Origin of the sequence: Trichocoleus sp. FACHB-262 (assembly GCF_014696035.1) — a bacterium.
Classification (GTDB): domain Bacteria; phylum Cyanobacteriota; class Cyanobacteriia; order FACHB-46; family FACHB-46; genus Trichocoleus.
The window spans coordinates 186,689-200,265 of record NZ_JACJPK010000102.1; the positions used below are offsets into that span (position 1 = coordinate 186,689).

The window sequence follows — 13,577 nt, forward strand, 5'->3', positions numbered from 1 at the left end:
AAGAGTTCGGGGATGTCCGGAAATCCAGCCTGTCATCGCTTGCTCAAAATTGACTAGAGTGAGAGAGCTAATCCTTGTTCAATTCGCCTAGATCCGAGCGATCGCCCTTCTGTGACTAATTCGCCCTTTGCTGCCGAACGCCTCCTCTTTACTCCCGCTACACCCAACCCTGACGCGATTCCCACGATCTTTGCCTTCCCTAACGAGTACAACGTCGGCATCACCAGCTTGGGTTATCAAGTCGTTTGGGCCACCTTAGCCGCTCGCTCGGATCTGCAAGTCATCCGCTTATTTACCGATGTTCACGAACCCCTCCCCTCCCAACCAGAACTGCTCGGCTTTTCGGTGTCTTGGGAACTGGACTATGTAAATATTTTGAACTTGCTAGAATCTCTCGATATTCCGATTCGGGCTAGCGATCGCACCAACACTCACCCGCTCGTTTTCGGAGGCGGCCCTGTCCTGACGGCCAACCCCGAACCCTTCGCTGACTTCTTTGATGTGGTGCTGCTCGGAGATGGCGAGATTCTGCTAAATGCGCTGGTTGCCGCCTACAAAGAAGTGCGAGGCAGCGATCGCGCCACTCAACTGCGACACTTGGCACAAGTCCCTGGAATTTACATTCCCAGCTTGTACGAAGTCACCTACCACAGCCCAGACGGAGCGATCGCCACTATTCAACCCGTTGACTCCACCATTCCTGCTCAAGTCGAAAAGCAAACCTATCGGGGCAATACTCTCTCCGCCTCTACTGTTGTCACCGAAAAAGCTGCTTGGGAAAACATTTATATGGTGGAAGTGGTGCGGAGCTGTCCAGAGATGTGCCGCTTCTGCCTCGCCAGTTACCTAACTTTGCCCTTCCGCACCGCCGATGTGGAAACGTCGTTGATTCCCGCGATCGAACAGGGTCTGACCGTGACCGATCGCCTCGGTTTATTGGGAGCTTCAGTTACCCAACATCCAGAATTTGACTCCTTGTTGGATTACATCAGCCAACCTCAACATGACCAAGTACGGCTGAGCATTGCTTCGGTACGGACCAACACTGTCACCGAGAAACTAGCGCGAACTCTCACTCAGCACGATACTCGCTCGATCACGATCGCGGTAGAAAGTGGCTCGGAGCGATTGCGGCAAATCATCAATAAAAAGCTGCACAACGACGAAATTAACCAGGCAGCAGTGAATGCAAAGGCAGGAGGCTTAAGCAACCTGAAGCTCTATGGCATGGTGGGTGTGCCTGGCGAAGAAACAGATGACCTAGAGCAAACCGTGACGATGCTGCGCGGCCTCAAGAAAGCGGCTCCGGGTGTGCGCCTCACCTTTGGCTGTAGTACCTTTGTGCCCAAGTCCCATACTCCGTTCCAATGGTTTGGCGTGAATCGCCAAGCAGAGAAACGGCTACAATTTCTGCAAAAACAGTTGCGATCGCAAGGCATTGATTTTCGACCGGAAAGCTACAACTGGTCGGTGATTCAAGCCTTGATCTCCAGGGGCGATCGCCGTCTCTCGCGTTTGTTAGAACTCACCCGCCACTACGGAGACTCTTTGGGCAGCTATCGCCGCGCCTTCAAAGAACTGCGAGGACAGTTACCCGACCTGGAATTTTATGTCCATGCTGATTGGACTCCGGATCTCGTATTGCCTTGGCAGCACTTAAAGGGACCATTACCCCAAAACACGCTGCTGAAGCATTTGGCAACGGCCACCAGTCTGTTTAACTGGGAACACCAAGCCGCGTTAGAGCAACAGTTAAGCGTTCCCGCCTAAGACCCTCCTATAGGTAAAATGAGGGCTTTGCGCTGCACCTGAACTCATGCAAAACACGGCTGAATATTTCTGTGCCTTCTGTGGTGAACCTAACTTGACCTTTGTTGACTTCAGCGCTGGGGGACAGCAATCCTACATCGAAGATTGCCAAGTTTGCTGCCGCCCCAATGTGCTTTATGTCCGCATTGATGAAGACACGCTAGAAATTGAAATCGACAGCGACTATGAAGGTTAAGCGTTAACGTCGCTCGGCATCAACTCGCTGAGCCACCCCGACAGGCTGGAAGCGCTTGGCAAAGTTAATAAACTTGGGAATTTTATCTCCCGTGATATTCAGCACAGGTAAATTGTGAGTTTCCTGCGCAGCATTATTGCCATAGCCAAAACGAATTACGGTACGCTCTTTGCGACCCTGCCCATAGGCATTGACCACATCACGCACCAGATTGCAGCCCATGACGAAGCGGCCCATGTTGAGGTCGCCATTGCCTGCAAAGTAGTTCCACTCCACACTCTGCCAATCGTTAGTGGAGCAGTAGAGATTGGCGACTTCAAACATTTTGGCTAAATGCACATCGTAGCGACGCAAAGAGCCACCATAGGCCGAGCGAGCAGTGTCGCGATCGGGCACGATAAAAATGCCACGAGCTTGCCCTCCTTGGCTGGCTGGCAGGAAACGAATGCTAGCAACGGGAACGGTTGTGTTTGTTGGCGTAGTAGCTGGAGCAATCGAGACAGGCTCGCTCTCACCGCCGATCGCTGACCCAAACCCAGAACTGGGAGCAGGCCGAAATTGCTGAACGGTATCTTGGAAGCGGGCTAAGCGATCGCCTCGCAAGTTCAAGGTGGGGATGTACTCTACTGTCTTAGTTCCTGTAGCCCGATAAGTCATAGTCGTGGGTTCGGAGTTGGTCAGACCATAGGTATCCACCACTTCCTGAGCCAGTTCGCAATTGATCGAGAATTGATCCAAGTTCAGATCGCCATTGTCCCCAACATATTGCCATCGCACTTGTTGAATATGCGGCCGCAACTGGTCACAGTGGGCAAACGTGACCTCAAACATTTTGGCCATGTGCAGGTTGTAGCGGCTCAGAGCACCACTGGAACCGTTATACAGATTGCGATCAGGCACGATCAGGGTTAACTGCTCCTGACCATTTCTCTGCATGGGTTCAATTTGGATCGCGGTAATGTTCGCGCTGGGACGGGACCAGGCTGGCTGAGTTATTGAGAGCAGACCGAGCGCGGCGCAGATAGAGGCACTGATTGTGAGAGATGGTTTAAACATAGGAAGCTTGCCACAGCAAAGCAATAAACAAAGCAACTAAAGCCTGATTGGTAAGTAGCTACAGTCGCGATCGCTATAATTTCCGATCTTGCCATGACCGATGTTACAAAAATTGCAACGGTCGAGATCGGTAGCTTTCAGCATGTCATGGTAAGAGTCAACCGCGTTCGGTCTAGCGATTCTTTTCTACTGCTAAGAGTTTAAGTATGAAATTTGCCTATGCTCTGCCTGCTGCTACATTGCTCCTGGTTGGCACGATAGGAGCGATTGCCCACTTTTCTATTGCTCAATCGGCGAGGTCAGTGCCTCTGCGCCCTACAATCGTGAATCCAACTTCGATGGATAACACTGCTGAGCCGACATCTCCTCCTGCGCCTGGTGGTTTGTTTGGGCAAAAGGATGGGCAGCAGCAAGCCTTTGTGCTCAAACATACGGAGGTGAAGGCGAAGGTAGCGGGCAATATCTCTCGCGTTGAGGTAACTCAAACCTTTGAGAATCCCTTTAAAGATCCCCTAGAAGCCATCTATGTTTTTCCCCTGCCCGATGAGGCAGCAGTAGATGACATGGAAATCAAAATTGGCGATCGCGTCATTAAAGGAGACATCAAAAAGCGGGAAGAAGCGCAGAAAATTTATGAGCAAGCGAGGCAGCAAGGCCGCACCGCAGGGCTATTAGAGCAAGAGCGAGATAACATTTTTACCCAGTCTTTGGCAAACATTCGACCCGGCGAACAAATTGAGGTAACGATTCGCTACAGCGATAGCCTCAAGTTTGAAGGTGGAGATTACGAATTCGTCTTCCCGATGGTGGTGGGGCCGCGCTACATCCCTGGCAACGCGATCGATAATAGCGGCGATACAGATGTGGTGCCTGATGCTTCTCGAATTACGCCTCCGGTGCTCAAACCTGGCACCCGCTCTGGTCATGATATTGGAGTTGCGGTTGAGATTGATGCAGGTGTGCCTGTGCAGGAGGTGCGATCGCCTTCTCACAAACTGAGAGTGGAGCCAGCAGGTAATACAACCAAAGTGCAATTGGTGGCAGAAGACAAGATCCCCAACAAAGATTTGATTCTGCGTTATCGGGTGGCAGGTAAAGAGACGCAAGCTACGGTGTTAACTCAAGCCGACGCCAAAGGGGGGCACTTTGCGGTCTATCTCATCCCCGCTGTGGAGTACCGCAGCAATGAGATTGTGCCGAAAGATGTGGTGTTTTTGATGGATACCTCTGGCTCTCAGGAAGGCGATCCCTTAGCGAAGTCGCAAGAACTGATGCGCCGCTTCATCAATGGGTTGAATCCCAACGACACCTTCTCGATTATTGATTTTTCCAATACGACCACCCAACTCTCTCCTGCACCACTGCCAAATACATCCGCTAATCGAGCTAAGGCGATCGCTTATGTGGACCAACTCAAGGCCAACGGCGGCAGCGAACTGTTGAATGGCATTCAAGCGGTGATGAATTTCCCAGCGGCGGAATCGGGTCGTTTACGCAGTGTCGTGCTGCTCACCGATGGTTATATCGGCAACGAAAATCAGGTAATTGCCGAAGTGCAACGCCAGCTTAAGCCGGGGAATCGTCTCTATAGCTTTGGGGTAGGTAGCTCAGTCAATCGCTTCTTGCTCGATCGCTTGGCAGAAGTAGGGCAAGGCACGTCCCAGGTGATTCGCCAAGATGAGCCAACTCAGCAAGTATCCGAGAAGTTCTTCCGCCAAATCAACAACCCCGTTCTGACCAACGTTCAAGTCACTTGGCAAGGCTCCGGTGCTGCCCCAGAAATTTATCCTTTAGCGGCTCCTGATTTGTTTGCCAGTCAACCGCTGGTGCTGTTTGGACGTAAAAGCGATCGCGCCAGTGGCACTCTGAAAATCACCGGAGTAGCGGCGGGTGGAGAACGCTATGAAAAAACGCTCCAGGTTAACTTTGACCAAGGAGATAACAATCCCGCGATCGCTCAGCTTTGGGGCCGTGCCCGGATCAAAGACTTGATGAACCAAATGTTTGGTGGCGAAACCACGTCTGGCGTGGCAGCAGTTACTGATACAGCCTTGGCTTATCGCTTGCTCTCGCAATATACAGCGTTTGTCGCGGTCAGTGATGAGGTGCGAGTCAATCCAGATGGCACTCGCCAGAGGGTACAAGTGCCAGTGGAAATGCCAGAGGGGGTTAGCTACGAAGGTGTCTTTGGGAACGCTCAAGACGCTGCGATGGGGTCAGGTGCCGCTGTTCCTATGCCTGCGATGGCTCCATCTAGGAGGTTAGCGGGACGACCAGTGGGGAGTAACAACCAAGCAGCAACAGCGAGTCCTCCAGTAGCTAAGACCAGGGTGGCTGCTGAAGCAGAGGCGATCGCTCCTGTACCTAACAATTCTCGCTTGCAAGTGGTAAGTATCACGGGTTTAGATCCGGCGCAAATGCCTATGTTGACGCAATATCTGCAACGCCTGAATCTACCAACCGGATTTAACGGAGACGTGGTGCTAGAGTTCTCGGTGCAGAATGGTCGAGTCGGTCGCATTTTGCTGGATGACAAGACTTCTACCCTAAAAGAGGCGGTTGTGGTTAATGTGATCAAGCGATCGCTCCAGGGCTGGCAGCCATCGCAAGGTGTGACGGGTAAGGTGCGGGTGACGTTACGGTTGCGTTAGGGTGGATTTAGTTGAGCATTTGTAGCCATCTGCCGTGACTGAGAATCTGCTGGAACTAGCTAAACAAGGGAATCCTGATGCGATCGCTACGTTGATGAATCGGGCTCTGAAGCCGCAGGGGATAACGGCGGCGGTGGAGTTGGTGGGCGATCGCTTGCAGGTGGAATTGGTGGCGGAGCGGTTGCCTAATCAGTCAGCAGCAGTGGGCTATGTGCATCGTGGTTTGCTGGCTTTGGGTGTGACAGGAATTCAGCAGGTTCAGGTTTCTGGGAAGCAAGTTAATCAGGCTGCACTGGGTTGGATGGAGGAGTTTGCGATCGCGGATCAAGCTTCTGTGTCTGATACAAGGACAACAACGGCTATTCCTGCGGCTCGCTCTGTTGCCAGTTCGCATTCTGTGACTCAGGCTGGTTCTGGTCAGAAGCAAAAGTCTGCGGGGCCAGGAGAGGTAGGGGCGATCGCGAGTAAAGATGCTTGGTTCGCGGCGAATTTATCTTTGTTGTTTCCTGGTTTGGGCCAAATCTATGTAGGTCAGGTCACTAGGGGATTACTATTCGCGGGGATGGCGATCGCCCTGATTTGGTTGGCTTTCTGGTCGATTTTCAGCCCTGCGGGCAATACGTTAATCGGTTTGAGTTGCATTCTGCCAGTTGTCTTTATCTACATTGTGGATTTGTTTGAAGCGTACCGTGGGGTAACGGGGGGTAGCATTCTAGAACTTCACAAGGAGGATGCGAGCCAAAAAGAGAGTTGGTTGGCTGTTTTTTTGTCGCAACTTTTGCCTGGGTTGGGGCAGGTTTACCTTCAGCAAAACCTTCTTGGCATGGTCTTGATAGTAGCCATGATTGTTGCTGCCAGTGGTTTGGTGGGCCTCAAGATTCATGTTTGGCTACCTGCAATGATTACGGGTTTTGCTTGTTATCACGCCTACGCTCACGTACCGAAAAAACCAGCAATCCGAGCACAACAGATTATTGTTTTAGTGATTGCTAGTATTGTTGCAATTCGTTTATTAATGGGAGCAGTGCCTGCCTCTCTCCAGCAACGAATTGAGAGGTTTGTAATTCCTAGCAGTTCAATGGAGCCAACGCTGCAAATTAAGGACCGAATCTTTGTTTCAAAGTCTTTGAGATATGTGCCCAAAGATGGCGATCTGGTTGTTTTCCATCCACTACAAAGAAGTTCCGCAGACAGGCCAATGAAAGATAAGTTTTTCGTCAAACGAGTGATTGGTACGCCGGGGGAAACAATTCAAGTCAAAGATGGTAAGGTCTATCGCAATGACCAACCTTTACAGGAGAGCTATATTTCTGAGCCTCCTGCTTACGAATGGGGACCAGAGGTAGTACCTAACGATGCCTACCTAGTCTTAGGGGATAATCGCAACGATAGTTTTGATTCTCATGTTTGGGGATTTCTCCCGGACAGAAATATTGTGGGTAGAGCGTACAAAATCTACTGGCCCCCGCCTAGAATTCGCCCTTTAAACCAGCAGTAAGCCTATTGCTCACTAGTTGATGAAATTAGCGCTAATAATTCAGCTTCAGTAAGTTGAGGAATACCTAGAGATTGAGCTTTTTCTAATTTGGAACCAGCGTTTTCTCCAGCAACTAAATAGCCGGTTTTGGCACTCACGGAATCGGTGACTTTACCTCCGGCTTGCTGAATCATAGCTTTAGCTTCATCGCGCTTCAGCGTGGGTAGGGTACCTGTGATCACGAATGTTTTGCCTGCTAAAGCTTGATTTCCGCTAGTAGGTTGAGCAGTAACTTCCGCAGCAAACTGCAACCCTGCTGCTTGTAAGCGCTCAATCAAGGCTTGGTTGGCAGGGATACGGAACCACTGGTGGACGGCTTGGGCAATTTCGGAGCCGATGCCATAGACGCTGGCGATCGCACTTACCTCAGCACTCGCCAACTCTTCGACACTGGGAAACTGAGCGGTGAGGGTTTGGGCATTGACGCTGCCGACATGACGGATACCCAAGCCGTAGAGGACGCGAGACCAAGGTTGCTCTTTGGAATGGGCGATCGCGGTGACGAGTTTCTGGGCAGATTTCTGCCCCATGCGCTCTAGGGTCATCAGCCGTTCTGTCGTGAGATCGTAGAGATCAGCGACGGAATGCACCAAACCATGCTCGACAAATTGCTGCACAAGTTTTTCGCCTAGGCCGTTGATATCCAAGGCATCACGACTAGCCCAGTGAATCAAGGCTCCCCGCAGAATTGCCGGACAGGAGGCGTTGATGCAGCGGGTGACAGCTTCAGTTTCAGGCTTAACCACGGGTTGACCACACTCTGGGCAGTGAGTCGGCATGGTGAAGGAGCGGGCATCGGCGGGGCGCAGTTCTTTCAGCACTCGCACCACTTCGGGGATGATCTCGCCTGCCTTGCGAACAATCACCGTGTCGCCAATGTGGATGTCGAGTTCGGCAATGCGATCGCGATTGTGTAGGGTGGCGCGGGAAACAGTGGTACCTGCGAGTTGCACAGGTTTGAGTTCGGCAACGGGGGTGATGGCTCCGGTGCGACCGACGTTGACACTAATGTTTTCTAGCAGGGTGGGGGCTTCTTCGGCAGGGTACTTGAGCGCGATCGCCCAACGAGGAAATTTTTGGGTAAATCCGAGCTGGGTTTGTAGGTCAAAAGAGTTGATTTTGATCACTACGCCGTCGGTCATGTAGGGCAACTCCACCCGCTCGGTAGACCAGCGATCGCAGTAAGCTTTCACGGCTTCTAGGTTGGGGCAGCGATCGCGGTTGGGGTTAACACGAAATCCCACTTGTTGCAACCATTCCAGAGCTTCCCATTGGCTTTGAATTTGGAGGGGATGGGCAACTTCACCTTGAGCTGAAGCATCGGGGATGTGCAGAGTGTAGGCAAAGAAGTCTAAGCGACGCTTGGCGACGATGCGTGAGTCAAGTTGGCGCAGGGTTCCGGCGGCGGCGTTGCGGGGGTTGGCAAATGAGGCTTCTCCTGCCTGGGCGCGTTCTTGGTTGATTTGCTCAAACACGTCTAGAGGTAAGAAGGCTTCGCCTCGCACTTCGACTAAAGGGGGCGGATTATCCAGGTCGAGCCGCAGAGGAATAGAGCGAATGGTTTTGATGTTTTGAGTAATCTCTTCACCAGAAATGCCATCGCCACGGGTGGCACCCCGCACCAGCAGACCATTTTCGTAGGTCAGGGCGATCGCATTACCGTCGATTTTCAGTTCACAAATGTATTCTGCTGCGCCGACATCTGGCGCAACTCTCCGCCAGCGTTCCTGCCAAGTGTTCAAATCGGCATTGCCAAAGGCGTTTTCTAAGCTGTAGAGCGGGACGTTGTGGCGGACGGAGGTGAATTGAGAGGCAGGTCGTTCGCCAACGCGCTGGGTGGGGCTGTCAGGGGTGATTAGCTCTGAGTACTGAATTTCTAAATCTTTGAGTTCTCGGTAGAGCTGGTCGTAAACCGAGTCTTCCATCGCCGGAGCATCTAGCACGTAGTACTCGTAGCTAGCCTTTTGCACCAATTTCCGCAGTTCTAGCACTCGCGCTGCGATCGCAGGGGTTGGCTGTGCAGTTGGCTGTTCCACAGAGACGCTCCGTTGCCCATGAATCAAAACTCCAGACGCTAGTTTAACGCTCCCACTTCCGATTCTGGTTGAGGAAAAAGACCAAAAGCGATCGCAGTTTAACCCGCTCCTAAACAGCCATTAACAAAAACCTAGACTTAAGCTTAATCTGAACCCCGTATTTTTACTCAAGGAGGCGTTGTTCACCTGCTAGTGAGGAATTTTTCATGCTGCGTTTGTTCAAGCTAGGATTGCTAGCAAGTACCGTGCTGGCAGTATGGCCGATGGTTGAAGTGAAAGCTGCCACCCTAACCGGGCAACCCCCAATTGTAATTGGTCATCGAGGCGCGAGTGGTCTGCGGCCAGAGCATACCTTGGCGGCTTATGAGTTAGCGATCGCCCAAGGAGCCGATTACATTGAGCCTGACTTGGTTGCAACCAAGGATGGTGTGTTGGTTGCCCGTCACGAAAACGAGATTTCTGGCACGACCGATGTGGCTGAGCGTCCCGAATTTGCCACCCGGAAAACCACCAAAGTCATTGATGGTGTGACCTATACTGGATGGTTCACCGAAGACTTTACCTTGGCAGAACTGAAAACGCTGCGAGCCAAGGAGCGAATTCCTGACCTGCGTCCGGGCAATACGGCTTTTGATGGGCAATTTGAAGTTCCCACGCTGCAAGAAGTGATTGATTTAGCCCAGCGCAAGAGTGCTGAGCTAGGCCGTACGATTGGCATTTACCCCGAAACCAAGCATCCTAGCTACTTTGACTCGATTGGTCTGTCGCTCGAAGAACCTCTGGTCGAAACCCTGAATAAGAATGGCTATATCGGCCTCAATGCTCCGGTATTTATCCAGTCGTTTGAAGTGGGCAACCTTCAGCAGCTCAACCAACTCACCGATGTACCTTTGGTGCAGTTGTTTGGGGGGGCCACTGAAAAACCCTACGACTTTGTTGTGAGTGGCGACGCTCGCACCTATGGTGATTTAACTCGACCCAACGCTTTGACTGCGATCGCCTCCTACGCCAACGGCATTGGTCCTTCCAAGCGCTTGATTATCCCTGCGGCAACCGTTGACCAAAACCAAGACGGCAAGCCAGATGATTTGAACGGAGACGGCGTAATTAGCGATGCCGATCGGTTTCTACAGTCGCCTACCACGCTAGTCAATGATGCTCATGCGGCGGGTCTGTTGGTGCATCCCTACACGTTCCGCAACGAGAACTTCTTCCTAGCCCAGGATTACAACGGCAATCCGGAACGGGAGTACGAACAGTTCTTTGCGTTGGGCGTAGATGGTGTGTTCAGCGATTTCCCCGGAACTGCGGTGCAAGTGCGGAATCGAGTTGCTGGTGATCCAAATGGCGGTAAAGAAGTCCCCGAACCCGGTTTGACTTTAGCGCTAGGAGTTATCCCTGTCGCAGCCTTCCTTCGCCGTCGTCGCACTCAATCTGAACTGTCTTAGGTTTGCGCGATCGCCACCCTACCATCCACAGCGATCGCCACTCGTAGGGGCAGGTCTCGTGCCTGCCCTATTTAGATCAAGAGCACAAGAGGTACCCCTACCAGCAATCAAAGATGGTACAGCTTGAAACCTTGCGATATAGTACAGCTCTGGTACAGTACTGGTACATGAGTGGAGCGCTTGGAGCTGAGCCATGAAAATCTGGGCAACTACGTTTGTCGTTTTGTTTGGCTTAGTGGAACTGTATCAATGGGTGCAGCATCTTAACTGGACAGTGACCTTACCATTGCCCGTGTTTATCCTGGGCGGGGCAGCTTTAGCGATCGCCTCTAACTATGACAAACGTGCAGGCTTGCCTTTCGCCTTGAAGTTCGAGGAATCAAAGGCGATCGCTAACCCAACTCCCACAGTGATTAATCCTGTCGCATCAGGAATTCCCGTTCAGCTCAACTCAGCTCAGAAACCTCTAGAGCCTCAGTTGCCCAACCTAAAATCTCAACTACCTCAGCCCATTTCGTTTACAATTCATCGTCCTGAATCCCAAGAGTAAAGCCCAAAGCTGGTTCTGCATTGGGTCGGGCTGTGTGTTGCTGCGATCACCGAATATTAAACTTTTAGCTTTTCTCACGAAGTCGGAACTATCGCCCCATGTTGCGCTTGAGTTGATCTAGCTCTTCATCCATTTCCCAGCGCTTAAACTGAGCTTCTAAGGGGTCAGCGCTGTTGTGTAGATAAGTGTTGCTTTGATTCCAGCCAATCGTCTGCCAACTCGTTGCGGTTTTGGCACTCGCATTGGCATTAGCACTCGCACGAGCTGCCTCCGCTTCCACCGCCTTGGCTCTGACTTCCTGGCGACGAGCTTGAATCTTCCGCTGCAACTCTTCCGTTTGCTTCATGCGTTCCTTCAAGACTTGCATTTGGCCCCAGCGTTGATTGCCTTCGCGCAACAGAGCGGCCTCTCGCTCCTCGGCTGGCTTCACCAAGTCCCATCTCCCGGCAGTTTTGGCTTTCCCAATGCGCTCATGCCAGCGTTGGATTTCTTGAGCTGTTGCCAAAATATTATCTTGGGCTTGCTTCTCTTTCAGACGCAAATCGGCCATGAGTCGCAGCGCTTCTTCCTCTTGTTCGCGCAGTTGTTCTTCCAGAGCTTGCAACTCCAAATGAGGGTTGTTCCGCAGAAATTCCTCTAGTCGAGTTTCCAGAAAACGGCTGAAATCTTCAAATAAACCCACGGCCAGAACTCCTGCGGTCGGATAAAGCTTTGTCTGATGGTAGCAAGGGGTAACCCAAACTCCGCTACAAGCTTAAGGAAGAACTTACGAAGCACTGGATTCAGTTTGAAACTAGCTCAAAACTGCTGCCCTACGTAAACCGATCGCACCTCTCCATTGCGGCGAATTACGGCTTCTTTGTTACTGACTTTCACTAAAGTCCAACCACTAGAGCCAATGCCCTCACCCAAATTAATTCGCTGGGTGCTACCGCCAATTTCAAACAAAGCAGCGGAGCGATCGCCCCATTCCACAACCCCTTGCAAAGTTACTTTAGGCGCAGGCGCGGCAGGTGCAGCGGGAGCAATGGGGACAGAAGCGACAGGTGCAGGCGCGACACTGGGCATGGGGACTACGGGACGCACAACCACAGGACGCGGTACCACAGGTGCGACAGGTGCAGGGACAGGACGATTGTAAGGGCGTTGTGGTATCTTCGGCAGGGTGTAGATGCGCTCTAATGCGCTGGGAATCCGAGTCAGCGGCTGAGCTAAGTTGCCAGTCACAGGTACGCTCGGCAGAGTTCCGGCAGGTTGGGGTGCAGTGGTGGGAGCTGCTGCTACTTGTTGGCCTGGGTTTTCGAGTTGAGCAATGGTTTCTAGCGATCGCTGCACATACGCACCAAATTGAGCATCTGCTAGCTCTTTAGTTGTGGGGGCGGATGTAGTTATGACGGAGGAGGAGTTACTAGCAGGGAAGAATCGTCCCAACTTACCCTGGTTACCTAACCAGATCAAGATAATGCCGACGATGGAGGCACAAGCCGCCCCTAACAAGATCTTGTCGAACGAGTGGCCGAACTGGCGATGCTTTTCGAGTGAGCTATCGGTTTCTACCAAAGCTGTATCGAGAGCGTCGCTGCGAACAGGCTGGGAGGTAAGACCTTGGCGTGGCATCAGTGCTGAAGCCAGGATCATTTGAGGAATGGCTAGAGCTTGGACCGAAGTGTTCTCAATCGGTGTGGTTTCTGTGGGTAGTGAGGTGCCGCCTTCTACGACGCGATCTACGTCCTCAAACAGCTCATCCATTAATTTGTCAGCATAGTCCTCTACAGACCAAACAGGACTCGGCATTGAGTTTTCTAATGAGTCTGAGGCCATCTGGCTGGTTACGACATCCTGGGACATAGACTGCTCGCTCGGTGACAGTTCAATTAATGCGGGTATTGCTGGAGGAGGTTGGAGTGATTCTGCTCAACCAATCTCTCAAAAAAGCTAATGCTAGTGCGCCCTGATATAGATATAAAGATTGCTTCCTGAAATCGGTTGCGAAGTAGCTTGTTAAAGGCGATCGCGGCCTCATCTGTAGAAGGTTCTACGCGGAGGCGGAAAATCATGAGTAGTTTACAGGAAGAATACAACGAATCGTGTGATCTGAAGCTGCGATCGCTGAATCTACCAAAATTTAGCAAGAGTGGTGATGATTACAGGGTTTTGGGATTCAGATTTTAATTAGTTGTTACAAAAACCTAGGGTGGCTCTGGCTAGGTTTGACTGAATTCGAGCCTTGGGGGCACTCGCCCCCAAACCCCCGCTGAAGGACGGCTGCGTCCTCCAGACCTCCTCCAGACGAG

11 protein-coding genes are annotated in these 13,577 nt (G+C 51.8%); 6 read left to right on the forward strand and 5 right to left on the reverse strand.

All coding sequences use genetic code 11. From position 1 onward, the window contains the following. The first annotated feature begins 111 nt into the window (after nt 1-111). Together H6F68_RS25265 and H6F68_RS25270 are read left to right on the forward strand one after the other, a co-directional pair. On the forward strand, nt 112-1,770 hold the full coding sequence (locus H6F68_RS25265) for a radical SAM protein (protein WP_190563301.1): 1,659 nt from the start codon (nt 112-114) through the stop codon (nt 1,768-1,770). Nucleotides 1,771-1,816: 46 nt separating this feature from the next. Then, complete coding sequence (locus tag H6F68_RS25270; protein WP_190563303.1) at nt 1,817-2,005, forward strand: CPXCG motif-containing cysteine-rich protein; 189 nt, start codon at nt 1,817-1,819, stop codon at nt 2,003-2,005. A 3-nt stretch (nt 2,006-2,008) separates the two neighbouring features. Here the strand turns inward: H6F68_RS25270 and H6F68_RS28610 are convergent, their stop codons facing one another. After that, nucleotides 2,009-3,061, reverse strand: coding sequence for a hypothetical protein (locus H6F68_RS28610; RefSeq protein WP_199300331.1), 1,053 nt, complete (start codon nt 3,059-3,061; stop codon nt 2,009-2,011). A gap of 206 nt (nt 3,062-3,267) precedes the next feature. On the opposite strand from H6F68_RS28610, the gene H6F68_RS25280 reads away from it, so the two are divergent. Together H6F68_RS25280 and lepB are read left to right on the forward strand one after the other, a co-directional pair. Next, nucleotides 3,268-5,712, forward strand: coding sequence for a VIT domain-containing protein (locus H6F68_RS25280; protein WP_190563305.1), 2,445 nt, complete (start codon nt 3,268-3,270; stop codon nt 5,710-5,712). Nucleotides 5,713-5,746: 34 nt separating this feature from the next. Beyond that, on the forward strand, nt 5,747-7,210 hold the full coding sequence (gene lepB, locus H6F68_RS29665; protein ID WP_190563307.1) for a signal peptidase I: 1,464 nt from the start codon (nt 5,747-5,749) through the stop codon (nt 7,208-7,210). A 2-nt stretch (nt 7,211-7,212) separates the two neighbouring features. Here the strand turns inward: lepB and ligA are convergent, their stop codons facing one another. Then, nucleotides 7,213-9,285, reverse strand: a complete 2,073-nt coding sequence (gene ligA, locus H6F68_RS25290) for an NAD-dependent DNA ligase LigA (RefSeq protein ID WP_190563309.1) — start codon at nt 9,283-9,285, stop codon at nt 7,213-7,215. Nucleotides 9,286-9,491: 206 nt separating this feature from the next. Here ligA and H6F68_RS25295 point away from each other — a divergent pair, with 206 nt between their 5' ends. Together H6F68_RS25295 and H6F68_RS25300 are read left to right on the forward strand one after the other, a co-directional pair. Further along, nucleotides 9,492-10,733, forward strand: coding sequence for a glycerophosphodiester phosphodiesterase (locus H6F68_RS25295; RefSeq protein ID WP_190563310.1), 1,242 nt, complete (start codon nt 9,492-9,494; stop codon nt 10,731-10,733). 193 nt (nt 10,734-10,926) lie between these two features. After that, nucleotides 10,927-11,283 (forward strand): hypothetical protein, encoded by a 357-nt coding sequence (locus H6F68_RS25300; RefSeq protein WP_190563312.1) that lies wholly within the window; start codon nt 10,927-10,929, stop codon nt 11,281-11,283. An 88-nt stretch (nt 11,284-11,371) separates the two neighbouring features. On the opposite strand, the gene H6F68_RS25305 is transcribed toward H6F68_RS25300, so the two are convergent. The 3 genes from H6F68_RS25305 to H6F68_RS25315 form a co-directional block, all read right to left on the reverse strand. Beyond that, nucleotides 11,372-11,965, reverse strand: a complete 594-nt coding sequence (locus tag H6F68_RS25305) for a TIGR04376 family protein (protein ID WP_190555488.1) — start codon at nt 11,963-11,965, stop codon at nt 11,372-11,374. Nucleotides 11,966-12,081: 116 nt separating this feature from the next. Next, on the reverse strand, nt 12,082-13,131 hold the full coding sequence (locus tag H6F68_RS25310; protein WP_190563314.1) for a hypothetical protein: 1,050 nt from the start codon (nt 13,129-13,131) through the stop codon (nt 12,082-12,084). Between the two features lie 26 nt (nt 13,132-13,157). Next, the gene (locus tag H6F68_RS25315) at nt 13,158-13,340 is read right to left on the reverse strand and encodes a hypothetical protein (protein WP_190563316.1); all 183 of its coding nucleotides are present in this window, start codon (nt 13,338-13,340) and stop codon (nt 13,158-13,160) included. Between the last annotated feature and the right edge of the window lie 237 nt (nt 13,341-13,577).